The organism is Streptomyces sp. NPDC057486, from assembly GCF_042802415.1.
GTDB lineage: Bacteria > Actinomycetota > Actinomycetes > Streptomycetales > Streptomycetaceae > Streptomyces > Streptomyces yanii.
This window is the reverse complement of the sequence record NZ_JBHVEE010000022.1, coordinates 1-25550: the sequence shown is the minus strand read 5'-3', so window position 1 is coordinate 25550 and position 25550 is coordinate 1. Positions and strand designations below refer to the sequence as shown.

Annotated in this window: 24 protein-coding genes; 14 read left to right on the top strand and 10 right to left on the bottom strand. The window is 70.5% G+C overall.

Going from position 1 to position 25550, the window contains the following annotated elements; genetic code table 11:
* Positions 1-103: 103 nt before the first annotated feature.
* The gene (locus ACFU6I_RS13335) at positions 104-1747 is read left to right on the top strand and encodes an MDR family MFS transporter (protein WP_384364872.1); all 1644 of its coding nucleotides are present in this window, start codon (positions 104-106) and stop codon (positions 1745-1747) included.
* 73 nt (positions 1748-1820) lie between these two features.
* Here ACFU6I_RS13335 and cseC read toward each other — a convergent pair whose 3' ends face one another.
* The 6 genes from cseC to ACFU6I_RS13305 form a co-directional block, all read right to left on the bottom strand.
* Complete coding sequence (gene cseC, locus ACFU6I_RS13330) at positions 1821-3200, bottom strand: two-component system sensor histidine kinase CseC (RefSeq protein ID WP_384364869.1); 1380 nt, start codon at positions 3198-3200, stop codon at positions 1821-1823.
* Positions 3197-3901 (bottom strand): two-component system response regulator CseB, encoded by a 705-nt coding sequence (cseB, locus tag ACFU6I_RS13325; protein ID WP_384052225.1) that lies wholly within the window; start codon positions 3899-3901, stop codon positions 3197-3199. The genes cseC and cseB overlap by 4 nt, the downstream gene beginning before the upstream one ends.
* Positions 3902-3910: 9 nt before the next feature.
* Positions 3911-4669 carry a hypothetical protein gene (locus tag ACFU6I_RS13320; RefSeq protein ID WP_384364866.1) on the bottom strand — a complete coding sequence of 253 codons (759 nt, stop codon included), beginning with the start codon at positions 4667-4669 and terminating at the stop codon, positions 3911-3913.
* A complete protein-coding gene (locus ACFU6I_RS13315; protein WP_384364863.1) occupies positions 4657-5307 on the bottom strand; it encodes a SigE family RNA polymerase sigma factor in 651 nt (216 codons plus the stop codon). The genes ACFU6I_RS13320 and ACFU6I_RS13315 overlap by 13 nt, the downstream gene beginning before the upstream one ends.
* 297 nt (positions 5308-5604) lie before the next feature.
* Positions 5605-6507, bottom strand: coding sequence for an A/G-specific adenine glycosylase (locus ACFU6I_RS13310; RefSeq protein WP_384364859.1), 903 nt, complete (start codon positions 6505-6507; stop codon positions 5605-5607).
* Positions 6508-6676: 169 nt separating this feature from the next.
* Positions 6677-7318 (bottom strand): phosphatase PAP2 family protein, encoded by a 642-nt coding sequence (locus ACFU6I_RS13305; protein WP_384364856.1) that lies wholly within the window; start codon positions 7316-7318, stop codon positions 6677-6679.
* Positions 7319-7493: 175 nt separating this feature from the next.
* Between ACFU6I_RS13305 and ACFU6I_RS13300 the strand changes: the two genes are divergently transcribed.
* Positions 7494-8288 (top strand): hypothetical protein, encoded by a 795-nt coding sequence (locus tag ACFU6I_RS13300; RefSeq protein WP_384364853.1) that lies wholly within the window; start codon positions 7494-7496, stop codon positions 8286-8288.
* Between the two features lie 246 nt (positions 8289-8534).
* On the opposite strand, the gene disA is transcribed toward ACFU6I_RS13300, so the two are convergent.
* A complete protein-coding gene (gene disA / locus ACFU6I_RS13295) occupies positions 8535-9659 on the bottom strand; it encodes a DNA integrity scanning diadenylate cyclase DisA (RefSeq protein ID WP_384364850.1) in 1125 nt (374 codons plus the stop codon).
* A gap of 80 nt (positions 9660-9739) precedes the next feature.
* Positions 9740-11152, bottom strand: coding sequence for a DNA repair protein RadA (gene radA / locus ACFU6I_RS13290; RefSeq protein WP_384364847.1), 1413 nt, complete (start codon positions 11150-11152; stop codon positions 9740-9742).
* 195 nt (positions 11153-11347) lie between these two features.
* Between radA and ACFU6I_RS13285 the strand changes: the two genes are divergently transcribed.
* A complete protein-coding gene (locus ACFU6I_RS13285) occupies positions 11348-13132 on the top strand; it encodes a hypothetical protein (RefSeq protein WP_384364844.1) in 1785 nt (594 codons plus the stop codon).
* A gap of 32 nt (positions 13133-13164) precedes the next feature.
* Here ACFU6I_RS13285 and ACFU6I_RS13280 read toward each other — a convergent pair whose 3' ends face one another.
* A complete protein-coding gene (locus ACFU6I_RS13280) occupies positions 13165-14046 on the bottom strand; it encodes a hypothetical protein (RefSeq protein ID WP_384364840.1) in 882 nt (293 codons plus the stop codon).
* Between the two features lie 40 nt (positions 14047-14086).
* On the opposite strand from ACFU6I_RS13280, the gene ACFU6I_RS13275 reads away from it, so the two are divergent.
* From ACFU6I_RS13275 to proC, 10 genes are all read left to right on the top strand, one after another.
* Positions 14087-15037 carry a Ppx/GppA family phosphatase gene (locus tag ACFU6I_RS13275; RefSeq protein WP_384364837.1) on the top strand — a complete coding sequence of 317 codons (951 nt, stop codon included), beginning with the start codon at positions 14087-14089 and terminating at the stop codon, positions 15035-15037.
* Positions 15038-15163: 126 nt separating this feature from the next.
* Positions 15164-15991, top strand: coding sequence for a sugar phosphate isomerase/epimerase family protein (locus ACFU6I_RS13270; RefSeq protein ID WP_384364834.1), 828 nt, complete (start codon positions 15164-15166; stop codon positions 15989-15991).
* Positions 15988-16650 carry a TetR family transcriptional regulator gene (locus ACFU6I_RS13265; RefSeq protein ID WP_384364831.1) on the top strand — a complete coding sequence of 221 codons (663 nt, stop codon included), beginning with the start codon at positions 15988-15990 and terminating at the stop codon, positions 16648-16650. The genes ACFU6I_RS13270 and ACFU6I_RS13265 overlap by 4 nt, the downstream gene beginning before the upstream one ends.
* Positions 16651-16885: 235 nt before the next feature.
* Positions 16886-18736, top strand: coding sequence for a dihydroxy-acid dehydratase (gene ilvD / locus ACFU6I_RS13260; RefSeq protein WP_384364828.1), 1851 nt, complete (start codon positions 16886-16888; stop codon positions 18734-18736).
* A gap of 154 nt (positions 18737-18890) precedes the next feature.
* Positions 18891-19361 carry an acetyltransferase gene (locus ACFU6I_RS13255; protein ID WP_384364825.1) on the top strand — a complete coding sequence of 157 codons (471 nt, stop codon included), beginning with the start codon at positions 18891-18893 and terminating at the stop codon, positions 19359-19361.
* Positions 19362-19437: 76 nt separating this feature from the next.
* A complete protein-coding gene (locus ACFU6I_RS13250) occupies positions 19438-19986 on the top strand; it encodes a hypothetical protein (protein WP_384364822.1) in 549 nt (182 codons plus the stop codon).
* Positions 19987-20002: 16 nt separating this feature from the next.
* On the top strand, positions 20003-20776 hold the full coding sequence (locus tag ACFU6I_RS13245) for a class I SAM-dependent methyltransferase (protein WP_384364819.1): 774 nt from the start codon (positions 20003-20005) through the stop codon (positions 20774-20776).
* A gap of 212 nt (positions 20777-20988) precedes the next feature.
* Positions 20989-21756: an ABC transporter ATP-binding protein gene (locus ACFU6I_RS13240; protein ID WP_384364816.1), complete on the top strand. Its 768-nt coding sequence runs from the start codon at positions 20989-20991 to the stop codon at positions 21754-21756.
* Complete coding sequence (locus ACFU6I_RS13235; protein WP_384364813.1) at positions 21753-22574, top strand: ABC transporter permease; 822 nt, start codon at positions 21753-21755, stop codon at positions 22572-22574. The genes ACFU6I_RS13240 and ACFU6I_RS13235 overlap by 4 nt, the downstream gene beginning before the upstream one ends.
* A gap of 76 nt (positions 22575-22650) precedes the next feature.
* Entirely contained in the window at positions 22651-23460 is an 810-nt protein-coding gene (gene proC, locus ACFU6I_RS13230) for a pyrroline-5-carboxylate reductase (RefSeq protein WP_384364810.1), read from the top strand.
* Positions 23461-23463: 3 nt separating this feature from the next.
* Here the strand turns inward: proC and ACFU6I_RS13225 are convergent, their stop codons facing one another.
* A complete protein-coding gene (locus ACFU6I_RS13225; protein ID WP_384364807.1) occupies positions 23464-24051 on the bottom strand; it encodes a cysteine hydrolase family protein in 588 nt (195 codons plus the stop codon).
* Positions 24052-24125: 74 nt separating this feature from the next.
* Here ACFU6I_RS13225 and ACFU6I_RS13220 point away from each other — a divergent pair, with 74 nt between their 5' ends.
* Positions 24126-25142, top strand: a complete 1017-nt coding sequence (locus ACFU6I_RS13220) for a GlxA family transcriptional regulator (protein WP_384364804.1) — start codon at positions 24126-24128, stop codon at positions 25140-25142.
* Positions 25143-25550 lie beyond the last annotated feature (408 nt).

Genomic DNA, 25550 nt, shown 5'->3' with positions numbered 1-25550 from the left:
ACTTGACGCCCGGCTAGTTACGGGTCTACTTTGCCCAGTGTAGTCAACTAGCCGGGCGGCAAGTAAGGGCCCGGCTAACAGGGGATCAGGGGAGTTGGGAACCATGTCGGACCTGAAGAAGGCGGCGGACGGGAAGCCGGGCGGCAGAGCAGCCGAGAAGACTGCCGACGAGCCGCCCGCGCCCGAACCGCAGCAGCGCAGCGTCCGGGTGGTGATGCTCGCCCTGATGATCACCATGCTGCTGGCCATGCTCGACAACCTGATCGTCGGCACCGCCATGCCGACCATCGTCGGTGATCTCGGCGGCTTGGAGCATCTGTCCTGGGTCGTCACCGCGTACACCCTGGCCACCGCGGCCTCGACCCCGATCTGGGGCAAGCTCGGCGACATGTACGGACGCAAGGGCATCTTCCTCACGTCCATCGTGCTCTTCCTGATCGGCTCCGTACTGAGCGGCATGGCCCAGGACATGGGCCAGCTGATCGGCTTTCGCGCGATCCAGGGGCTCGGCGCGGGCGGCCTGATGGTCGGCGTCATGGCCATCATCGGCGACCTGGTGCCGCCCCGCGAGCGTGGCAAGTACCAGGGGCTGATGGCCGGTGTGATGGCGATCGCCATGATCGGCGGGCCGCTGGTCGGCGGCACCATCACGGACCACCTCGGCTGGCGCTGGAGCTTCTACATCAACCTGCCGCTGGGCGCCGTCGCCCTCGCCATGGTCACCGCCGTGCTGCACCTGCCGAACAAGAAGCGCACCAAGGCGAAGGTCGACTACCTCGGCGCCGGACTGCTGACCGTCGGCATCACCGCGATCGTGCTGGTCACCACCTGGGGCGGTTCGGAGTACGCCTGGGACTCCGCCGTGATCATGGAGCTCATCGCGATCGGTGTCGTCTCGCTCGTCGGCTTCCTCTTCGTCGAGACGAAGGCTGCAGAACCGATCATTCCGCTGCACATCTTCCGCAACCTCAACTTCACACTGATGTCGGTCGTCGGCTTCATGTCCGGCTTCGTGATGTTCGGAGCGGTGCTCTTCCTGCCGCTGTTCCAGCAGTCCGTCCAGGGTGCGTCCGCGACCAACTCCGGTCTGCTGCTCCTGCCGATGCTGCTGTCGATGATGGTCGTCTCGCTGATCGCCGGACGGGTCACCACCAGCAGCGGCAAGTACAAGATCTTCCCCATCATCGGCTCCATCCTGATGGTGGTCGGCCTGTTCCTGCTCTCGCAGATGGACACCGGCACCACCCGCCTCACCTCCGGCATCTACATGGCGGTCCTCGGCGCGGGCATGGGCTTCCTGATGCAGATCACGATGCTCGTCGCGCAGAACAGCGTCGAGCTGAAGGACATGGGCGTCGCCTCCTCCGCGACCACCCTCTTCCGTACGCTCGGCAGCTCCTTCGGCGTCGCGATCATGGGTGCGCTGTTCACCGGACGGGTGCAGGACGAAATGGTGGCCCGCGGCGGCGGAGCAGCCACCTCGAAGTCCGCGCAACTGGACGCGGCGAGCCTGGCGAAGCTGCCGGACGCGGTGCGTGAGGCGTACCAGTTCGCGGTGTCGTCCGGCACGCACATCGCCTTCCTGGTCGGCGCGTCGGTCGGTGTGATCGCGCTGGTGGCGGCGGTGTTCGTCAAGGAGGTACCGCTGCGGGGGGCGGGCCCGGAGGCCAAGCCCGAGCCCACCGCAGAGAGCGGCGTGGAGGCACCGGAGCCGGTGGCCGGCGCCAAGCAGAGCGAGAACGTCTGACCGGACAGTGACCAGGGGCCCTGGGGCGCGCGGACCACGCGCCCCAGGGCCCCTTCGTCGCTGCCCGGCCGGATCAGCTGCCGAACGGTGTGCCGTCCGACGGCGCGACCGCCCGCGAGCTCCCGGGCAGGCGCTGTTCGGCGAGGTGCAGGATCGGGAAGCTGCCGGTGTTCGTCGGGGCGTGCTCCGGCAGCCACAGCACGGCGATCGCCCCGCCGGTCCCCTCCGCCGCGCCCTGCGGCGCCGCGTTGCGGAACGTCAGCCGGGCGCCGAGCACCCGGGCCTGACCGGCCGCGATCGTCAGCCCCAGGCCGTGACCGTGCCCGGAGCGGTCGCTGCTTCCGGTACGGAACCGGCTCGGGCCCTCGCGCAGCAGCGCCTCCGGGAAACCGGGCCCGTGGTCGCGGATGCGCACCACCCGGCCCTCGACGGTGACCTCTACCGGAGTGGAGCCGTGCTTCGCTGCGTTCCCCAGCAGATTGCCGAGGATGCGCTCCAGTCGGCGTGGATCGGTGTTGACCCACGACTCGTGGACCACCTGGACCCGCACATCGGGGTCCAGCAGCGCGATCCGGCGGCTGACGAACTCACCGAGCGCGATCTCCTGCAGCTCGGCACGCTCCGACGCGCTGTCCAGCCTGGCCACCTCCAGCACGTCCTCGACGAGCGTGCGCATCGCCTGCGCCCTGTCCCGTACGAGCTCGGTGGGGCGGCCCGGCGGCAGCAGCTCGGCGGCGGTCAGCAGCCCGGTCACGGGAGTGCGCAGCTCGTGCGCGATGTCCGCGGTTACCCGGCGTTCCGCCTCGATCCGTTCGTTCAGCGCGTCCGTCAGGGCATCCACCGCGCGGGCCAGCTCGTCGGTCTCGTCCCGTATGACCCCGCCGATGGCCTCCCGGACCCGTACCTCCGTATGGCCCTGCGCGACCTTGCCGGCCGCGGCCGCCGCCTTGCGCAGCCTGCGCGACAGCTGTCCGCCGATCAGCACGCCCAGCGCGCAGCCACCGAAGACCACCGAGACGGAGCCGATGATCAACGCCCGGTCGAGATCGCCCATGATCGTGGCGGAACGGTCCGCGAAGCGGGTGTGCAGGGACAGCACGTCGCCATTGGCCAGTGGCACTGCGGCCCACACATCGGGCACCCCGTTCCCGTACTCGTCGACATGCGTGGCGCGCCGGTTCTTACGGACCTCGGCCCGCAGGCTCCGTGGCATCGTCGGGTCGTTGAGCTTGGCACCGAACTTGGGATCGGCCTTCTTCGTCTTCGTCGCCTCGTACAGCAGCTGCGCGTACGTCAGCCGCTCCAGCTGCACCTCACGGGCGTTCTCAAGCATCGAGACCCGGGCGGCGTTGTGGACGACGAGGCTCAGCGCCACGGCGATGAGCGCGCCCACTACGGCGATCGCGATACTGATCTTCCAGCGGACCCCCGTCCGCAGTGCCAGTCGCTTCATGGCTTGAGTTTGTAGCCGAAACCGCGGACCGTCTCGATCCGGTCCTGCCCGATCTTGGTACGCAGCCGCTGCACATGGACATCCACGACCCGGGTGTCTCCTCCCCAGCCGTAGTCCCAGACCCGTTCGAGCAGTTTGTCGCGCGAGAGCACCGTGCCGGGCGCGGACGAGAACTCCAGCAGCAGCCGCATCTCGGTCGGGGTCAGCGCCACGTGCGCTCCGCCCTTGCGTACTTCCATGCCCTCGGTGTCGACCTCCAGGTCGCCGAAGACCAGCACCCCGCCGACAGGCTCGGACTCCGCCGCCGCGCCGCCCGGCTGTCCGCCCGACGCATGGCCGAAGCGGCGCAGCACGGCTCGGATCCTGGCGACGAGAACAGCGCCGTCGAACGGCTTGGTGACGTAGTCGTCGGCGCCGGCCTCCAGGCCGAGCACCACGTCGATCGAATCGGCGCGGGCGGACAACATGATCACGGGCACGGTCGACTCGTCGCGAATACGACGGCACAGACTGACCCCGTCCAGGCCCGGCACCATCACGTCGAGCAGGGCGATGTCCGGCCGGTCGGCCCGGAACGCCTCCAGGCCGGAGAGGCCGTCGGGCATCGCGGTGACCGCGAAGCCGTCACGCTCCAGCGCCAGCTGGGTGGCCTCGCGGATGACATCGTCGTCCTCGACGAACAGGACGTGGGTCTCGGCCATCGACTGCTCTCAGTTCTTCGTCGGTTCCGTGGGCTCCGGGAATTCCCCTTCTCCGTTGCCGACGGCTCTGTTGAAGTCGTTGTGCACCCGGTCGTGCTCGGTGAACCGGTTGTCGGCCCAGCGGTACGTGACCACTTCCTCGCCCGACGGGTACGCGACCGAGTCCTTCTTCTCGTACACCTGGGTCGTCACGACCAGCTCGCCCCGGTCGATGGTGCCGTAGACCGCGGGCTGCTCGGTGGTGAAGATGTTCTTGTACGTGCCGTTGCTCTGCCGGTGGTACACGTAGGTGCCGACGCCCACCGAGTCGCCGCAGGTCATCACGTTCACCACGACGTCCGGCGCGGAGCCGCCCGTCAGCCTGCCGTACGAGGAGTCGACCGGGTACTCGCTGCCCGTGCAGGGCTTCAGGTCCGCCCTGACCCGCTCGCTCACCCGGGAGTCCCGCTTGACCAGCTGGACGGGATCGACCCGCGGGGAGGGCTTCGCCGTGGACGGCGCGGTGGCCGACGGCGTGACCTGGGCGACCGGCTGGGTGCCTGCCGGGCCCTCGTCACGGGTGCCCGTACCACCGGTGGAACAGCTGACGGTGAGCAGCGCCAGAACGGCGAGCCCGACCAGCGTCGTACCGCTCGCCGCCCACCGGGTCAGCCGGCGACCACCGCTGCGGGTCGCCCCGCATCGGCCGGTCGCCGTGTCCCCGGCGGTGGTACCACTGCTGCCGGTCGCCGTGTCCTCGCGTTCACCGCTGCCTGTCAGGCCGCGCACCGCTCCCGCCCCCGTTCGTCATGACGCCGGTCCGCCTGTCCGCGGAGCTGCGCCCCTGCCCGCCCACGCTGCGCGGCACCGGTGGCCGGAGCCCGGTCGCCCGCCGTGCGGCCCTGGGCCTCACGGATCCTGGCTTCCCTGCTCATGGCCTCGCGGCTCTCCAGTTCCTGGCGCAGCCGAGCCAACGCCCGGTGCAGCGTGCTCTTCACCGTACCGGCCGACATACCGAGCGCCGCGGCCGTCTCCTCCGTGCTCATCTGCTCCCAGTGTCGCAGCACGACGACGCTGCGCTGCTTGGGAGCCAGCACACCCAGGACGTCCATCAGAAGAGCACGGTCGGCGCGCTGCTCGGTGCCGTCCTCGATGCTGGCGTCGGGCAGCTGCTCGGTGGGCACCTCCTCCAGCTTGCGGGCCCGCCACCACTCCGTACGGGTGTTGATCATGACGCGGCGCAGGTAGGCATCGGCCAGGGACTTGTCGGCGATGCCGTCCCAGCGGCCGAAGGTACGGGCCAGGGCTGTCTGCAGCAGGTCCTGCGCGTCCACCGGGTCGGGGACCAGGCGGCGCGCACTGCGCAGCAGAGCGTCCTGCCGGGTGCGTACGTACTCTTCGAATTCGAGCACCTCGCCCTGCGCCATTCCAACCGCCTCCGTCCCCGTCGGTCCCCGTTTGACCTCTGTCAGCCACCGGTGTGTGGGCCGACGGTCGGAGACGTTACGGAGCGGTTGTCACGGCGTTGTGCGGAGCAGCCATACGCCGACGCACGGCTGTCCATCGGTTGTGTAACAGCGGTGGGGGAGGGCCTTGCTGCTCCGCTCCCAGGAGGTGTCCGGCGGATCAGGGCCGTGCCGGGCGTCGCGGCCCTGACCCGCCGGAAGCCCCCAAGGGGTGTCCCGTGATCCCTGACGGGCGCGCCAGGGATCACGGGACAGCCCTCAGCTCAGCGGAAGTCGGTACTGTCCGCCCGGGAGCGGTTCGACCAGGCCGTCGGCGACCAGGCCGTCCAGCGCCCGTGCCCGTTGCACCGGATCGTCCCACACGGTGTCCAGTGCCGCCTGCGACACCGGGGTCACTGCCTCACGCAGAACGGCGAGCAACCGTCCGCGCACCTGCCGGTCCGTACCGGCGTAGGTCTGACCGCGGCGCGGAGGCCCCTCGTGCGCGGGCTTCCCGGCCAGCCGCCAGGCGCACTGCGTCGCGATCGGGCATTGCGTGCAGTCCTCGTTCTTGGCGGTGCAGACGAGTGCACCGAGTTCCATCGTGGCTGCCGCCCAGCGGGCCGCTCGTTCGTCCTCGTCGGGGAGGAGCGCGCGGGCGAGTTTCCGCTCGGCGGCGGTGGTCGCGTTCGGCGGGTACTGAATGCCGGTCGCGGCCCGGGCGAACACCCGGCGGACGTTCGTATCGAGTACGGGATGCCGCTGCCCGTACGCGAACGAGGCCACGGCCGCCGCTGTGTACTCACCGATCCCGGGCAGTGCGAGCAGTTGGCCGTGCTCGCTCGGCACGTCGCCGCCGTGCCGTTCCGTTATTGCCTGCGCGGCGCCGTGCAACCGCAGCGCACGTCGCGGGTAACCGAGCCGGCCCCATGCCCGGACCGCTTCACCGGGCGGCTCGGCGGCCAGGTCGGCGGGGCGCGGCCAGCGGGCCAGCCACTGTTCGTACACCGGGATGACCCGGCTGACGGGGGTCTGCTGCAGCATGAACTCGCTCACCATCACACCCCAGGCGCCCGCCTCGGGGCGGCGCCAGGGAAGATCGCGGGCGTGCTGGTCGAACCACCCGATCACGGGAGCGTGGAGGGATGTGGGGGGCGTCTGTGTCGCAGTCATGGCAGTCATCGCATGTCGATCCTGACACGGAAGGGCAGGCGATGGTCATGGTCACGGTGGTGTCGCCCTGCTTGAGGGCTCTTGGGGTGATAACGCCACCCGTCTGTCCCCACGACGAGACCCGGTCAGCGTCTTCGCCCGGACTGCCGCCCGTGCTTTCGCCGAGGCCCCGACCCGATCAGTGACCTGTGTCGTGGCCCCGGTCCGGGCCGCCCGCCCCCGAGCCGGATATCCAGACCGCGACGGGTGCCCGGCTGTCCCGTACCGTCCGGGCGAGCGATCGCGTCGGACGGCACAGCAGGACGGTCACCAGCGCCGCCACGGATCCGCCCATCAGCAGCCCCACCGCGACATCGTGCGGATAGTGCACCCCGACAAAGACCCGGGAGAGCGCCATCAGCAGCGCCATCGGCACCGTGAACCAGGCCGTGCGCGGCCGGGCGTACGCCAGTGCGACGGCGGCGGCGCCGGCTATGGCCGCGTGATTGCTCGGGAACGACCAGTCGCCCGTCGACGGGCAGGGCACCAACGAGGCTGCCGCGCCGACGACCGCACGACAGGGGCGCTCCTCGTCCACGACTGCCTTGAGCACCTCACTGACGGCATAGCCGACCACCGTCGCGAGGGGCGCAAGCACCGACAGGGCGAGGGCTCCCGCATGCTCTCCGCGCGCCCGCCACCAGCCCACGACGAACAGGACGCCGAAGACCAGCAGCCCGAATTCCGTCCATACTTCGGCGAGATGCTGCACCCATGGCGGCGCGCCGTGCGCGAAGTCGGTGATGTCCCTGTACACAGCCTCAGTGACCGAACTCTTCATGTGACTGACCGTAGGCAATGGCGCGCGATCGTCACATTGCGCGATCGTCAGGGGCCGTACCCGACGAAAGTAGCGGTCGGAATCCAGCCGCCCCATGATGATGATCCGCAAAACTTGAGGTTTGGAGCGGCGGGTGGGGCGGGAGTTGGCGCCGATCTCTCGTACAGTTTGAGCCGTGGGATCTCTGCGCAATCCGATCGGGCCGCTTCCCTCCACCATCTACTGGCGACGGAGGGCCGTAGCGGCGACGCTGGTTGCGCTGCTCGCGCTGCTGATCGTATGGGCCGTCACCTCCGGTGGGAGCAAGGGCAACAAGGACGATTCCCGGCCCAACGGGTCCGCTCCCGCGCACTCCATCGGTCCTGGGCCTGCCAGTTCGGGGCCTGCCATCAGCCAACAGCCGGGCGGGCGCGACGAGTCGGGCACCGCCGACGGCAGCGGCGGCACCGACGCGGGCTCCGAGGGCACCACGGGCGGGACAGCCGATGGCAGCAACGGCGACTCCGGCACCGGATCGGATTCCGGCGGCGGAACCGAGGGCCGACAGGTCCCGGTCGGCTCCTCGATTCCCGACTGCGCCCCTTCCGCACTGCAGTTGACCCTGCGCACCGAGCTCAGCTACGGCCCAGGCGAGAAGCCGAAGTTCCGGTTGATCGCCAAGAACACCTCGTCCACCGCCTGCAAGGCCGACTTCGGACCGAAGAGCGCGGTGCTCACCGTCACCGAGGCCGGTGGCGACGACGCCGAGGTGTGGTCCTCGAAGGACTGCCCGCGCAACGCGGGCAGTGTGCTGCTGGAGGTCCCGGCGGGTGCGACCATCGTTCACACCGTGGAGTGGGACCGGAGGAAGAGCGCTCCGCAGTGCGCGACGCCACCCGCAGGATCAGCGGGGCCGGGTACGTACCTCGTCGAGGTGAAGACCTCCGGCGAGCCCGTGCAGCGCGCATCGTTCGTCCTCGCGAAGGACTGAAGCGAAAGGCCGGCCAGCGGAAGGCCGACCTGCGAAGTACCGGCGTGCGAAGGGCCGGTTCGAGAGGGACGAGTCCGCGAGGAGCCGAAGCGGACGACCGGCGCGAAAGACCGGCTCGCGCAGTACCGGCCCGCCGACGACCGGTCCGCGAAGTGCCGGTGTGCTGAGCGGAACGTGAACACCGCCCCGAACGCACGTCGGGGCCCGGTCCACCGACCGGGCCCCGAGCCGACGTGAGACCCGCGCCTACACGTACCGCTCAAGAATCGACGACTCGGCCAGCCGCGAGAGTCCTTCGCGCACGCTCCGCGCCCGCGCCTCGCCGACCCCGTCCACCGTCTGGAGATCGTCCACGCTCGCCGCGAGCAGCTTCTGCAGGCCTCCGAAGTGCTCCACGAGCCGGTCGATGATCGCTCCGGGCAGTCGTGGCACCTTCGCCAGCAGCCGGAAACCGCGCGGAGAGACCGCCGAGTCCAGGGTCTCGGGCGAGCCGCTGTACCCCAGGGCCCGTGCCACGACGGGGAGTTCGAGCAACTCGGTGTGAGAGAGCGCGTCCAGCTCGGTCAGCGCCTCCGCGACCGTACGTGACCGCTTCGCGGTCGGTTCCGGCACATAGTCGCGCACGACCAGCTCGCGCTCCGGCTCGACGCCCGCGATCAACTCGTCGAGCTGGAGCGAGAGAAGCCGGCCGTCGGTGCCCAGCTCCACCACGTACTCGGCGATCTCGGTCGCGATCCGGCGCACCATCTCCAGCCGCTGTGCGACAGCCGTCACATCGCGGACCGTCACCAGGTCCTCGATCTCCAGCGCGGAGAGCGTGCCCGCCACCTCGTCGAGCCGGAGCTTGTACCGCTCCAGGGTGGCGAGGGCCTGATTGGCGCGCGACAGGATCGCGGCGGACTCCTCCAGGACCCGGCGCTCCCCGTCCACGTACAGCGCGATCAGACGCATCGACTGCGAGACCGAGACGACAGGGAAGTTGCACTGCTTGGAGACCCGGTCGGCCGTGCGGTGGCGGGTGCCGGTCTCCTCGGTGGGGATGGAGGCGTCCGGGACCAGCTGCACGCCGGCCCGGAGGATCTTGCTCATGTCCTTGTCGAGGATCAGCGCCCCGTCGAGCTTGGCCAGCTCGCGCAGTCGCGTCGCGGTGAACTCGACATCCAGCACGAAGCCGCCGGTGCACATGGACTCGACGGTCTTGTCCATGCCCAGCACGATCAGCCCGCCGGTGTTGCCGCGGAGAATGCGCTCCAGGCCGTCCCGCAAGGCTGTTCCGGGCGCGACGGCGCTCAGCGAGGCGCGCATCAGCGCCTCGATACCGGTGCCTTGGCCGGACTTTCCGGGCGATGCTGCCCGGTCGTTGGCTGCCACTGCACTCCTCCGGTCACAGGTTTGCGGTGCCCTTACGTCCCTCGTACCGTTCGTACGGACGGGCGAGACCAGGGCAAAGTCTACCGGCGCGCGTTGTCCTCCCGTGGGGCCTCCGTACGAGACCGGCGCGGGAGTACTCTCAGCGCGTCGCCCATGTTGGCGACTTCCGTGACCTTCATACCGGCCGGGACCTTCCCAGGGTCGGCCGGGACCAGTGCGTGGGTGAAGCCCAGCCGGTGTGCCTCGGCCAGTCTGCGCTGCACCCCGGTGACCCGTCTGACCTCGCCCGCGAGGCCCACTTCGCCGATCGCCACCAGGTTCTTGGGCAGCGGTGTGTCGCTTGCCGCACTGGCCAGCGCCAGTGCGACCGCGAGGTCGGCGGCGGGCTCGGAGAGCTTCACACCGCCGACCGTCGCGCTGTAGATGTCCCGTTTTCCGAGCGAGCTGATCCGGCCGCGCTGTTCCAGAACGGCCAGCATCATCGAGACCCGGGACGTCTCGAGCCCGGAGGTGGTGCGCCGGGGCGACGGGATCTGCGAATCGACCGTCAGCGCCTGCACTTCGGCGACGAGCGGGCGCCGTCCCTCCAGGGTGACTGTCAGGCAGGTGCCGGGTACGGGTTCGTCGCGCCGGGTGAGGAAGAGCCCGGACGGGTCGGCGAGGCCGGTGATGCCCTCGTCGTGCAGTTCGAAACAGCCGACCTCGTCCGTCGCTCCGTACCGGTTCTTCACGCCGCGGACCAGCCGGAGGCGCGCATGGCGGTCGCCCTCGAAGGACAGCACCACGTCGACGAGATGTTCCAGCAGCCGCGGCCCGGCGATCGCGCCGTCCTTGGTGACGTGGCCGACCAGCAGCGTGGACATGCCGCGATCCTTCGAGGCGCGGATGAGCGCTCCGGCGACCTCGCGGACCTGAGCCATACCGCCGGGCGCACCGTCGATCTCGGGCGAGGCGACGGTCTGTACGGAGTCGAGGATGAGCAGGGACGGCTTGACCGCGTCCAGATGGCCGAGGACCGCGGAGAGGTCGGTCTCGGCCGCGAGATAGAGGTGGTCGTTGATCGCGCGGATCCGGTCGGCCCGCAGTCGCACCTGGCTCGCGGACTCCTCCGCGGTGACATAGAGAGTGCGGTGCTCGTCACTGGCGGCCTTGGCTGCCACGTCCAGCAGGAGCGTCGACTTGCCCACGCCCGGCTCGCCCGCGACCAGCACCACGGCGCCGGGGACCAGCCCGCCGCCGAGCACCCGGTCCAGCTCGTCGACACCGGTCGACCGGGCGGTGGCCTGCCGACTGTCGACCTGGCCGATGGGGAGAGCGGCGGTGCTCACGCGGCCGGCCGCCGTGGTCCGTACGGCAGGGACGCCGCCGAATTCCTCGACCGTCCCCCACGCCTGGCATTCGGGGCAACGGCCGAGCCACTTGGCGGTGGTCCAGCCGCATTCGGTGCAGCGATAGGACGGCCGGTCCTTCGCGGATTTCGTACGGGCAGCCATGGCGCCACCGTATAGGTGAGGACTGACAACACCGCCCGGCGCGGGTGCGCGGGCGGTCACGGTGACAGGGAACGGAGAGGAGGCTCCGGCGGAATCAGGGGCTCCTGTCCCCTTTTGAGCGATACGTTCACCCGTAAGGGTTAAAAGTGGGCAAGAGTCGCCAAGAACGTGCCTTGACCTGCCTACGGTCGCCGGGTGACGAGCAGCAGGCTGGAGACCCCGACACCCACCACCGGCGCACACCGGATGCAGCGCCGTGCGCCCCACTCGTCGCCGCAGCGACTGCCCGCTCGTTACGAGCCGCATCTCGACGGCCTGTTCACCTACTGCCTCTCCGCGCTCTGCGACCACGACGGCGCCGTGGAGGCGCTCGGGGGTGCGCTCGCCATCGCGGAACGGCAGGACGGGCGGTGTCCCGCAGGTGAGGAGGAACGTAAAACCTGGCTTTACGCGCTGGCCAGGTGGATGTGCCTGCGCAAGCTCGCCGAGCAGAAGCGGGGTCGGCAGGCGCATCGCCGGCAGCAGGGAAAACAGCCGGGCGGGAAGACCCCCAGGGGGGCGCGTTCGGAAAACAGTGCGCTCCCGGCCGTCACCCCACCGCCCGACACCACCAGTGGGGCGGGCCTCACGAACGTCCACGCCCCGATCCCCGATTCCGCCGCGGCCGCCGAAGCGCACCGCCGTGAACTCGCACAGCTCGCCTGGCCCGAAGCGGCCGGCACCACGCCCGAACAACGCGAAGCGCTCGAACTGGCCGTACGCCACCGCCTCGCCCCGCCTGCCGTGGCCGCCGTCCTCGGCCTCGAACCCGCGGCCGCCCGCGAGATCCTCGCCGCCGCGGCCTGCGAGGTGGAACGCACCCGCGCTGCCCTCGCCGTCGTCGAGACCTGCAACTGTCCCACCGTCGCCCGCCTCACCGGGGACCACCGCGTCCTGCTCTCCGCCGCCCTGCGCCGCGAACTCGTCCGTCACGTCGACGACTGCCCCCGCTGCCGTCGCGCCGCCGAACGGGCGGGCGCCGAGGGCCCCTGGCCGGGCGGCGCCCTGACCCCTGCGGCCGCGCTTCCGGTCGTCGAGGCGCCACGGCCGTCCGCATACGTCGCGATGATCCACGCCCAGAGGGATCGGTCCGGCAGTCCGCGCTTCGACCGGGCGGGCTTCCCGATGGACCCCAAGGACCACGCCGCGCGCCGGGACCGGCTCCGGGCGAGAGTCGTGACGACGACGGTGGTGGCGACGGTTGTCGCCGCCCCCGTGATTGCCCTGTGGTCCGCCTACAGGGGGGCGCCGCCGACCGGCGAGGGGCATGACGGAGCGTCGGTCACCGCGACCGGGACGGACGACCGGCGCGGTCTCGACGGCGACCCGCACGACCGCTACGAGAATGCGGGCAACGCCAGCCCCCAGCCAGGCGCCGGCTTCAAGGAAGGCAGCCGTACGCCGGATGTCTCCGCCGAGGTCATCAGCGCGGGGACAGGACAGCACGGCCCCGGCAGGGTCCTGGTCACGGCCCGTTCCTCCGGCGGCACGACGCTGATCACGCTGACCGCCTCGGGCAGCGCGCCCGTGGCCTGGTCGGCGCGGGCGAATGCGCCCTGGCTGCGGCTCAGCAGGTCCTCCGGCACCCTTGCCGCAGGTGAGAGCGTCACGATCCGCGTCTTCGTCGACCATGCGAGAGAACCGGCGGGTGTCTGGGGCGCCCGTGTCGGCCTCGCCCCGTCGGGCTCGGTGGTGGCGATCAGCGGGCGCGGAGCGACGCCGTCCGGCGGCCCGTCCGTCCCGCCGCCCTCACCCGGTCCCACGGCCCCGTCGCCGGACCCGACGGAGCCCACACCCTCGCCGACGGCCCCGTCGCCGGACCCGACGGAGCCCACGTCCTCGCCGACGGGCCCGACTCAGCCACCGTCACCGGACCCGTCGAACTCGCCCAGCCCGTCCGACCCAGGGACGAGCCCGTCCGACCCGGCGCCGACGGGCTGAGAGCCGACCTCAGCCCGTCGGCCCGTCGGCCCTCAGCCCAGCGGGCCACCGGGCTCCGGGGCCTTGGCGGGTCCTACCGGATCCGCCGGATGCGGCGCCATCGGCAGCAGCGAGGACAACCGCTCCTCGCACAGCTCGACCAGCCGCTCGTACGCCTCCTTGCCCATCAGCTCGGTGAGCTCGGGCCGGTACGAGACATACACCGGCTCCCCGGCCCCGTGCGCCGAGGTCGCCGACGTGCACCACCAGTGCAGGTCGTGACCGCCCGGACCCCAGCCCCGGCGGTCGTACTCGCCGATCGAGACCTGGAGCACGCGCGTGTCATCAGGGCGGTCGATCCAGTCGTACGTACGCCGGATCGGCAGCTGCCAGCACACGTCTGGCTTGGTCTCCAGGGGCTCCTTGCCCTCGCGCAGAGCCAGGATGTGCAGCGAACACCCGGCTCCGGCCGCGAATCCGGGCCGGTTCTGGAAGATGCAGGACCCCTTCCAGCGGCGCGTCTGGCGTTCGCCGTCGTCGTCGACCTCGACCCAGCCCGTCTCCGTGCCGACGTCGTGGAACTGCCACAGCTCCGGGGTCAGCCGGGAGACGTGGTCCGCCACCCGCTTCTCGTCGTCCTCGTCGGAGAAGTGCGCACCCAGCGTGCAGCATCCGTCGTCCGCACGGCCCGCCTGGATGCCCTGGCAGCCACTGCCGAAGATGCAGGTCCACCTGGAGGTCAGCCAGGTCAGGTCGCAGCGGAAGACCTGCTCGTCGTCCGCGGGGTCGGGGAACTCGACCCAGGCGCGTGCGAAGTCGATCCCCTTTTCGTCTTCGGACCGGTCGGGCCCGTTCGTTTCCGGCTGCTGCATCTCCTGCTTCGTTCTCTGCTTATTCGTGACTTTGCCCGGCTTCGCCTTTTTCGTCTTTGGCACGGGCCAAGAGTAAGTCCGCAGGAGCAGTAGCGTTCCGCGTATGAGACTCGGAGTCCTCGACGTGGGGTCGAACACTGTTCATCTGCTGGTGGTGGACGCACATCCCGGTGCCCGCCCGCTGCCCGCGCACTCGCACAAGGCGGAACTGCGCCTGGCCGAACTTCTCGATGCGGACGGAGCGATCGGCCCCGAGGGCGTGGACCGGCTCGTGTCGACGATCAACGGCGCGCTGCAGGCCGCCGAGGACAAGGGCTGCGAGGACGTGCTGCCGTTCGCCACGTCCGCGGTGCGGGAAGCGAGCAACGCCGACCAGGTGCTGACCCGGGTACGGGAGGCGACGGGCGTCGATCTCGCCGTCCTCAGCGGCGAGGAGGAGGCCCGGCTCACCTTCCTCGCGGCCCGCCGCTGGTTCGGCTGGTCGGCGGGGAAGCTGCTGGTCCTCGACATCGGCGGCGGCTCGCTGGAGATCGCGTACGGCATCGACGAGGAGCCCGACGCCGCCGTGTCGCTGCCGCTCGGGGCCGGGCGCCTCACCGCCGGCTGGCTGCTGCACGACCCGCCGGACGCGACGGAGGTGAAGGTGCTGCGCCGCCACGTGCGGGCCAGCATCGCCCGTACGGTCGGCGAGTTCAGCCGCTTCGGCCGCCCCGACCACGTCGTGGCGACCTCCAAGACGTTCAAGCAGCTCGCCAGGATCGCAGGCGCCGCGCGCTCCGCCGAGGGCCTCTACGTGCAGCGCGCCCTCACCCGGAAGGCGCTGGAGGAATGGGTGCCCAAGCTGGCGACCATGACAGCCGACCAGCGCGGACGGCTGTCCGGCGTCTCCGAGGGGCGGGCCGCGCAGCTGCTCGCCGGGGCGATGGTCGCCGAGGGGGCGATGGATCTGTTCGGCGTGGAGGAGCTGGAGATCTGCCCGTGGGCGCTGCGTGAGGGAGTGATCCTGCGCCGCCTGGACCACCTCCCGACGGGGGCGGCCGCCGCCCTGAACTGACCGCGCGTTCCGCCGGAGGACCGGAGCGACGGGGGAGTGGGGAACGCCGGGAGCGGAGTCATGTCCCTTCTCACTTTCCGCCCCGACGCCTCGGTGGGGCGCACACCTGCCCCGTACGCTGTCTGCGTGGCAGAACCAGTGGTGCGCATCCCGGATGCGAAGGTCGCCCTGTCGACGGCTTCCGTCTATCCGGAGTCGACGGCGACGGCCTTCGAGATTGCCGCGCGTCTGGGCTACGACGGTGTCGAGATCATGGTCTGGACCGATCCCGTCAGCCAGGACATCGAGGCGTTGCGACGGCTCTCGGACTACCACCAGGTGCCGATCCTCGCCGTTCACGCGCCCTGTCTGCTGATCACCCAGCGGGTCTGGTCCACCGATCCATGGGTGAAGCTCCAGCGGGCCCGCGCGGCCGCGGAGAAGCTCGGAGCGACGACCGTTGTGGTCCATCCGCCGTTCCGCTGGCAGCGTCAGTACGCGCGCGACTTCGTCACCGGTATCTGGCGGATGGCGGACGAGACGGATGTGCGCTTCGCCGTCGAGAACATGTACCCGTGGCGGTACCGGGACCGCGAGATGCTCGCGTACGCCCCCGAATGGGACGTCACCAACAACGACTACCGCCACTTCACCGTGGACCTCTCGCACACCGCGACCGCCCGCACCGACGGCATGGCCATGGTCGACCGGATGGGCGACCGGCTCGCCCACGTCCACCTCGCCGACGGCAAGGGCTCCAACAAGGACGAGCACCTGGTGCCCGGCCGCGGTGACCAGCCCTGCGCGGAACTGCTGGAGCGCCTGGCGCGTACGGGCTTCGACGGCCATGTCGTCATCGAGGTCAACACCCGCCGTGCCATGTCCGCAGCCGAACGTGAAGCCGACCTGGCGGAGGCGCTCGCCTTCACCCGGCTCCACCTGGCTTCCTCGTCGGCGCAGGTCCCGCGCTCATGACCCCCGGCAGGGCGGGCGGGAACACCGGCGGGGAGGGCGCGGCATACACACCCCCCGAGCGCCCGAAGCGCCGGGGCCGCCCCGCCCGTACGACGGCGGACACCGGCCCCGGCGCCCGCGAACGCATCCTGGAAGCGGCCCGTACCGAATTCGCCGAACGCGGCTACGACAAGACGTCGATCCGGGGCATCGCCAAGGCGGCAGGCGTCGACGCCGCACTCGTCCATCACTACTTCGGTACGAAGGACGAGGTCTTCGCGGCGGCGATCGAGGTCTCCTTCGAACCCGCCCTCGTGATCCCGTCCGTCCTGGGCATGGGCACGGACGGGCTGGGGGAGCGGCTGGCCCGCTACTTCATCGGCGTGTGGGAGAACCCGGCGTCCAGGGCTCCCCTGCTGGCGATCATGCGCTCCGCCCTGACGCACGAAGGGGCGGCGAAGGTGCTGCGCGGCTTCGTCCTGCGACGGCTGCTGGAGCGGGTCGCGGAGGCGCTCGACGTACCGGACGCGACGTTCCGCGCGGAACTGGCCGCGTCGCACATGCTCGGGATCGCGATGCTGCGGTACGTGATCCAGGCGGAGCCGCTGGCTTCGGCGGACCCCGAGAAGATCATCGCCATGATCGCGCCGACGCTCCAGCGTTACTTGACGGAGACCTGACCGCCCCCGGGTGGCCTTTCGATCCGTCCGGCGCTCGAGGCCCGGGGTCCGGGGTGGAGCCCCGGTTCGTGGAAGGGAGCGGGCGGGGGAACGGCCGCGCGGCGACCCCGACCCACCGAGCCGCACCCCTCCCACCCACTGAGCACCCCGTCCCGCATTCCGGACACGGTGTCCAGATCTTGGAGTCGAGGCGTAGGCTCGAAGACAGTCTTTTCTGTCGAAGGAGCGAGAGACGATGCCCCAGCTGAGGTCCCGCACTGTCACCCACGGCCGCAACATGGCGGGCGCCCGCGCCCTTATGCGGGCCTCGGGCGTAGCCGGCGAGGACATCGGCAAGCCGATCATCGCGGTCGCCAACTCGTTCACCGAGTTCGTTCCCGGCCACACCCACCTCGCCCCCGTGGGCAGGATCGTCTCCGACGCGGTCAAGGCCGCCGGCGCCGTCCCCCGTGAGTTCAACACGATCGCCGTCGACGACGGCATCGCGATGGGCCACGCCGGGATGCTCTACAGCCTCCCGTCCCGCGACCTGATCGCCGACTCCGTCGAGTACATGGTCGAGGCGCACTGCGCGGACGCGCTGATCTGCATCTCCAACTGCGACAAGATCACCCCCGGCATGCTGATGGCCGCAATGCGCCTCAACATCCCGACGGTCTTCGTCTCCGGCGGCCCGATGGAGGCAGGCAGGGCCACCCTCGTGGACGGCACGGTCCGCAAGCTCGACCTGATCAACGCGATCAGTGACGCCGTCAACGAGAACGTCTCGGACGAGGACATCCTCCGTATCGAGGAGAACGCCTGCCCCACCTGCGGCAGCTGTTCCGGCATGTTCACCGCCAACTCGATGAACTGCCTGACCGAGGTCCTCGGCCTCTCCCTCCCCGGCAACGGCTCCGTCCTCGCCACGCACACCGCCCGCAAGGCGCTGTACGAGGAGGCCGGCCGCACGGTCGTCGAGATCACCAAGCGCTACTACGAGCAGGACGATGCGACGGTCCTGCCGCGCTCCATCGGCACCCGCGCCGCGTTCGACAACGCGATGGCGCTGGACATCGCCATGGGCGGCTCCACCAACACGATCCTGCACCTGCTCGCCGCCGCGCAGGAGGCCGAGCTGGACTACAACCTCGACGACATCAACGAGGTCTCGCGCCGCGTCCCCTGCCTCTCCAAGGTCGCCCCCAACGTGGCCCCCGGCGGCACGTACTACATGGAGGACGTCCACCGGGCCGGCGGCATCCCCGCCATCCTCGGTGAGCTGCACCGCGGCGGCCTGCTCAACGAGGACGTGCACTCGGTCCACTCGGCCACCCTCGGCGAGTGGCTGAAGAACTGGGACGTCCGCGGCGGATCCCCGTCCCCCGAGGCCGTCGAGCTGTGGCACGCGGCCCCCGGGTGCGTGCGTTCCGCGACGGCCTTCTCGCAGTCCGAGCGCTGGGACACCCTCGACCTGGACGCGGCGGGCGGCTGCATCCGCGACCTGGAGCACGCGTACTCCAAGGACGGCGGCCTCGCGGTCCTGAAGGGAAACCTCGCCGAGGACGGCTGCGTCGTGAAGACGGCGGGCGTCGACGAGTCGATCTGGACCTTCGAGGGCCCGGCGGTCGTCTGCGAGTCGCAGGACGAGGCCGTCGACAAGATCCTCCGCAAGGAGATCAAGGAGGGCGACGTCGTCGTCATCCGTTACGAGGGTCCGCGCGGCGGCCCCGGCATGCAGGAGATGCTCTACCCCACCTCCTTCCTGAAGGGCCGCGGCCTCGGCAAGAGCTGTGCGCTCGTCACCGACGGCCGCTTCTCCGGCGGTACGTCGGGCCTGTCGATCGGCCACGCATCGCCGGAGGCGGCGTCAGGCGGCACGATCGCGCTGGTCGAGGACGGCGACCGGATCCGGATCGACATCCCGAACCGCTCGATCGAGCTCCTCGTCCCCGAGGCCGAGCTGGCCACCCGCCGTGAGGTGCTGAACGGCGTGTACGCGCCGAAGAACCGCGAGCGCAAGGTCTCGGCGGCGCTGCGCGCGTATGCGGCGATGGCGACGAGCGCGGACCGCGGCGCGGTGCGCGACGTCTCGAAGCTCGGCTGACCCGACATCAGATCCCGTACACGCAGTGGCCCCCGGCGTTCTCGTACGCCGGGGGCCACTGCGTGTGCCTGACGAGACCAACGGGTAGTCACTCCACGTATCGGGGCAAATGCCCTGAATTACGCCCATCATGTGTTTTCACGATTGGGGGAGCATGCACATCCCTGTCCGTACCGACGTCCGCATCCACCGCTCGGCGGTCATCGCCTCGACGATCGCCGCACTGGCCGCCCTCGGCGCCGTCCCGGCCCACGCGGCGTCCACGGAAGCCGCCGCCACTGCGGCCGGTATCTGCGGATCCGGCTACACCCAGATCGACTCGCACGCCTTCAGCAACTCCACCACCGAACTCGGCCGCGTCTATCTGCTCTACAACGCGAGCACCAAGTCCAACTGCGTGGTCACTCTCCATTCCTCCTCCACCAGCGGTTTCGCGCTGCCGACCGGCGCCTGGCTCGATGTGGACGGCGACGGCAAGGAGCAGACGAGTGCCCAGGGCACGTACTCCTCGTACGCCGGTCCGGTACGCCTCGCCGCAGGCGGCCGCTGCGTGAAGTGGGGCGGAATGATCGAGGCGGGTGTCGGCACGTACACGTACACGAGCCTGTGGGAGCACTGCGGCTGATGTCGGACGGCGCTGCTCCGTCCCGCGCAGGGGCAGCGCCGCCGCCGGTGCCGCCGCCCCGGGGATAATCGACCTCGTGAGCGAGAAAAGCGAAGCCTCCGACCGCACCGCGCCCAGCACCGCGAGCACCGGCACCGCGCCCGGCCCGCAGCCCGAGTCCATCCGATTCTTCGGCACGACCTGGGTCGAGCACGACGGCCGGTACGCGCTCCGCCGCGTCGGCGTCGCCCTCGGCTCCCTCGCCGCGGCCGTGGCGTCCTGCTTCGTGCTCCGCTTCGCCTACCAGGGTCTGGAGATCGCCGACGTCGGCAGCTTCGCCGGAATCCTGGTGGTCCTGATGTTCGGCATCTGCAGCGCCATCGCCTTCCGCAAGACCTGGGAGGGGTTCAGCCGTCGCCCCGCCGAGCCGGCCGGCGAGGACAACCTGCGCAGTCTGAAGACGATCGGTTTCATCGGCTCGCTGCTCGCGTACTTCGTCCGCTCGTTCCTGGAGGCGCCCGGCGAGAAGCTGCGGCGCACGGAGTACGAGGCGGCCGTCGCCCAGTACGCCAAGCGCCGCTCGGCCCGAACCGGAAACCCGGCAGGCCGCAAGACGCCCAAGGGCGGGAAACCCCGCCGCAAGTAATCCCACCCGGGCCAGGATGGCTCCCATGCCCCACGGAGACCCCACCACGCCTCGCTCCCGCGCCCTCTCCTTCGACCGCGTCGCCGGCCAGTACGCCGCGGCCCGCCCCGGCTATCCGCCCGCCCTCTTCGCCGCGGTCGAAGAGCTCACCGGCCACCCCCTGCGCGGTGCCCGCACCCTCGACGTCGGCGCGGGCACCGGCATCTCCACCCGGCTCCTGTCCGAGCGCGGGGCCCACGTCACTGCCGTCGAACCGGGCCCCGGGATGGCGGCGGAACTGCATCGCACACTCCCGCACGTGCCGATCGTGCGCGGCGACGGCAACCGTCTTCCCTTCGCCACTTCCTCGGCCGACCTGATCACGTACGCCCAGTCCTGGCACTGGACCGATCAGAGCCGATCCACGTCCGAGGCCCTTCGCGTCCTGCGCCCGGGCGGCGCGCTCGCGCTCTGGTGGAACGTCTCCGATCACGACGTCCCCTGGATCGCCGGGCAGGACGCCCGACTCCGCCGCTTCCTCGGCGCGGACGACAGCGCCCACGGTTCGCCCGTCCGCTCCCGCGACCTGCCGGCCGCACTCGGCTTCGTGCACCGCCTGGTGCCCTGGACCCGCCAGGTCTCCGTCGACACCCACCTCGCCAACCTCGGCAGCCACTCCGCCTTCCTCGTCCTCGGCGAGGAACCCACGCGCCGGTTCCTCGCCGAGGAGCGCGACTGCCTGGCGGAACTCTTTCCGGACGGCACGGTCGAGGAGAGCTACGTGGTCGACCTCGGCGTGGCAAGGCGCTGACCCGCACGCCGACCCGGCCCCACCCACCTCCACGCATTCCCACCGCTCTCGTGCCTCACGCGCCGCGGCCCACGCCTCCGGGGCCGCTGCCGATGCGCGGCCGGTGCGGTGCAGCCCGCTCCGCACCCGTACCGAGGGCGCCTCCGCGCCTTCGAGGGCTGCGCCACCCCGATCCCTTGACGGGCGACCGGCCGAGGATCAAAATTCATCGCATGCTGAATTATTCGGGTGCCGCCATCGAGGCCCGCGGCCTCACGGTCGTACGAGGCGGCCGTACCGTCCTGCGCGGTCTCGACTTCACCGTCGAGCCCGGCAGGATCACCGGCCTTCTGGGCCCCTCGGGCTGCGGCAAATCCACCCTGATGCGAGCTGTCGTGGGCACCCAGGCCAAGGTCACCGGCACCCTCGACGTCCTCGGCAACCCCGCCGGCCACCCCACCCTCCGCCCACGTATCGGGTACGTCACCCAGGCGCCGTCGGTCTACACCGACCTCAGCGTCAGGCAGAACCTCGACTACTTCGCGGCGATCCTTCAGCCGGGCCGCAGACACCGGGAAGCCCGCCGCGCCGCCGTCGCCCGCGCCCTCACCGATGTCGACCTGACCAGCCACGCGGACGCCCTCGCCGGCACCCTCTCCGGCGGCCAGCTGACCCGTGTCTCACTCGCCGCAGCCCTGCTCGGCACGCCCGAACTCCTCGTCCTCGACGAACCGACCGTCGGCCTCGACCCGGTGCTCCGCCGCGACCTGTGGAGCCTCTTCCACACCCTCGCCGCCGACCACGGCACCACGCTCCTCGTCTCCTCCCACGTCATGGACGAGGCCGAGCGCTGCCACCGCCTGCTCCTCATGCGCGAGGGCGCGATCCTCGCCGACGGCACCCCCGAGGCACTGCGCACCCACGCCCGGACCGCCACCGTCGAAGAAGCCTTCCTCCACCTGGTCGACGAGGCCGCCACTTCTCAGGAGAACGTCCGATGAGCACGGCCAACACGCCGCAGCAGGCCACCGTCATCCCGCAGGCCCCCACCGGCGGCCGCGACCGGCCCGGACCCCAGGCCCTCAGCCCCGCCCGCACCCTCGCCACCGCCGCCCGCGTCCTGCGCCAGCTGACCCATGACCCCCGCACCGTCGCGCTGCTGCTCCTCGTCCCGGTCGTGTTGATCACGCTGCTCCGGTACGTCTTCGACGGCAGCCCACGGACCTTCGATGCCATCGGTGCCTCGCTCCTCGGCATCTTCCCGCTGATCACGATGTTCCTGGTGACCTCGATCGCCACCCTCCGCGAACGCACCTCGGGCACCCTGGAACGCCTCCTCACCATGCCGCTCGGCAAGGGCGATCTGATCGCCGGCTACGCCCTCGCGTTCGGCGCCGTCGCGATCCTCCAGTCCCTCCTGGCCACCGCGCTCTCGGTGTGGGTGCTCGGTCTCGATGTGGTCGGCTCCCCCTGGCTACTGCTCCTCGTAGCCCTGCTCGACGCCCTGCTCGGCACGGCCCTCGGCCTCTTCGTCTCGGCCTTCGCCGCGTCCGAGTTCCAGGCCGTCCAGTTCATGCCGGCCGTGATCTTCCCGCAGCTCCTGCTCTGCGGACTGTTCATCGCGCGCGACCGGATGGCACCCGCCCTCGAAGCGATCTCGAACGTTCTGCCCATGTCGTACGCGGTCGACGGCATGAACGAAGTCCTCCACCACACCGAGGTCACCGGCAACTTCGTCCGCGACGTCCTGATCGTCTCGGGCTGCGCCCTCCTCGTGCTCGCCCTCGGCGCAGCCACCCTCCGCCGCCGCACCACCTGACGTGCCGGTGCGAGGATGGCGGCGACGACGCACCACCAGAACCGCGTACCACCGCACCGTCCGGAGGGTGAACCGCATGACCCAGACAGTCGCAGTCCTCGGCACCGGCAAGATCGGCGAGGCCCTGCTCAGCGGAATGATCCGGGCGGGCTGGCGCCCGGCCGATCTGCTGGTCACCGCCCGCCGCTCCGAGCGTGCCGAGGAACTCCGTACCCGTTACGGCGTCGAGTCCGTCACCAACGCCGAAGCCGCCAAGCGCGCCGACGTCCTCATCCTCGCGGTCAAGCCCCAGGACATGGGCCGGCTCCTCGACGAACTCACCCCCCATCTCACGGCCGACCGGCTGGTCATCAGCGCCGCCGCCGGTATCACCACCGCCTTCATCGAGGACCGCCTCGCCGCGAGGACTCCGGTCGTACGGGTCATGCCGAACACCCCTGTCCTCGTCGACGAGGGCATGTCCGTCATCTCGGCGGGCAGCCACGCCACCACCGAACATCTCGCCACCGCCGAGGCGATCTTCGGCGGTGTGGGCAAGACCCTCCGCGTCCCCGAGTCCCAGCAGGACGCCGCGACCGCACTGTCCGGCTCGGGACCCGCGTACTTCTACTTCCTCGTCGAGGCGATGACCGACGCGGGCATCCTGCTCGGCCTGCCGCGCGCCCAGGCCCACGACCTGATCGTGCAAGCCGCCATCGGTGCGGCGGTGATGCTCCGGGACAGTGGCGAACATCCGGTCAAGCTCCGCGAAGCCGTCACCAGCCCGGCCGGCACCACCATCAGTGCCATCCGGGAGCTGGAGAACCACGGCGTACGCGCCGCCCTGATCGCCGCCCTCGAAGCAGCCCGCGACCGCAGCCGCGAGCTGGCCTCGGGCAACGGCTGATCCTCACTTCCCGGCGGCAGCCACCAGCTCCGCGCTGGTCACGACCTTCGCGAACCCACCGCTGTGCAGCGACACAGCGGTGGCCCGCGCCAGCTCGTCCGCGCTCAGCGCCCACCCCCACGGCCCGACCCCGTCGAACGTGTACGTGGCATCGAACGCGAAGAACACCTCGTACCCGAGATTCCCGCCCATCCGCGCCGTCGTCTCCGCGCACATGTTCGTCTGGATCCCGGCCACCACGATCTGCCGCACCCCGCCCTCCCTGAGCCACGCCCCGAGATCGGGCGTGCCGTAGAAGGCGGAATTCACGGTCTTCGTCAGGAACAGCTCGGGCCCGCTGCCCTTCCCACGCCGCTCCTCCACATACCCCTTGAACGCGTTCCCCGAGCAGCCGGGCCGCAGCGGCGAGTCCGGCTTCGTCGAGTCATGCCGTACGAACACGACGGGCCGCCCGCTCGTCTGCCAGGCGTCGATGAGCTCCGCAATGTTCCGATCCGCCTCGGGATTGTTCCGCGGGCCCCAGTGAGCCTCCTCCTCAAAGCCTTCCTGCACGTCCACCACGACCAGCGCTGCGTTCTCTGCGATCTCCATACGAACGATGCTGCCGCCCCGGACCGGTATCACCCAGAGGTCGAAAAGCCATCGATCGATGCTTTACTGCCAACATGCCGCCCCGCCCCTCCTCCAGCCCCTCGCGCATCGCGCTGGTCGCGTTCCCGGGCATCCGCGCCTTCGACGTCTCGGTCATCACCGAGGTCTGGGGCGTGGACCGCACGGACCGCGGCGTCCCGCTCTTCGACCTGCGCCGCACCGCCGCCGACCAGGCACCCATCCCGCTGCGCGGCGGCCTCTCCCTCAACCCGGACCGCACCCTCGCCTGGCTGGCCGGCGCCGACCTGATCGTCGTCCCCGGCCTGGACGACCACCTGACCCCCGCTCCCGCGCCGGTCCTCGACGCCCTCCGCCGCGCCCACACCCGAGGTACCCCCATAGCCGCACTCTGCGGTGGCGCCTTCACTCTCGCCCAGGCCGGAATCCTCGACGGCCGCCAAGCCGTCACCCACTGGAACCTCACCGACCTCCTCCGCACCCACCACCCTCAGGTGACGGTCGTCCCGGATGCCCTCTTCCTCCAGGACGACAATGTCTGGACGTCAGCCGGCACCGCGGCCGGTATCGACCTCTGCCTCCATCTCGTCCGGACGGCCCATGGCGCCGAAGCCGCAGCGGCGATCGCCCGTTCGATGGTCACGGCCCCGTTCCGCACCGGCACCCAGGCCCAGTTCATCGAGCACCCCACCCCGCACACGGACCGGGACGCCGACACCCTTGCCGCGGTACGGGCCTTCGCTCTGACCCGACTGGCCGAACCCCACACGGTGGCCGACCTTGCCGCCCGCGCCGGCATGTCCCCCCGTTCCTTCGCCCGCCACTTCCAGGCGACCACGGGCACCACGCCGCTGCGCTGGCTGATCACTCAACGCATCGCCGCAGCCCAGAAGCTTCTGGAGCGGACCGACCTCCCGCTCCCCGAGGTGGCCCGCCGTACGGGTTTCGGCAGCGAGATCACCATGCGCCAGCACTTTGCGACTCACCTGGCCACCAGTCCCCGGGACTACCGCCTGGCCTTCCACCCCACCCCGGGTCAGCCGGAGGTTGACACGAGCCGCCCGCATCCGTAACGTTCTCCGGGTTGTCCGACGTGAGTGTCGACTCCGGTCGGTCCCCGGACAGCCATTCCGCAGGAACCACATCGAGCAAGCGACATCTGTCGCCCAGCTTTCTGTGCGCATTTGCGAAATGAGGAATCCGCGTTCGAAGGAGCGCGACCCCGATTAGCGTCGGGGCCCAGGATTCCGCTAAAGTCTCACTCGTCGGAACGGCCCAACAGCCGGGAAGACAAACCCCGCTGACTGGGAATCAGGCCCGAAAGGATCTGATAGAGTCGGACTCGCCGGAAAGGGAAACGCGAAAGCGAAGAACTGGAAAGCGGAACCCGCTTCGACCGGGAATCGGACACGAAAGAGTCTGATAGAGTCGGAAACGCAAGACCGAAGGGAAAGCCCGGAGGAAAGCCCGAGAGGGTGAGT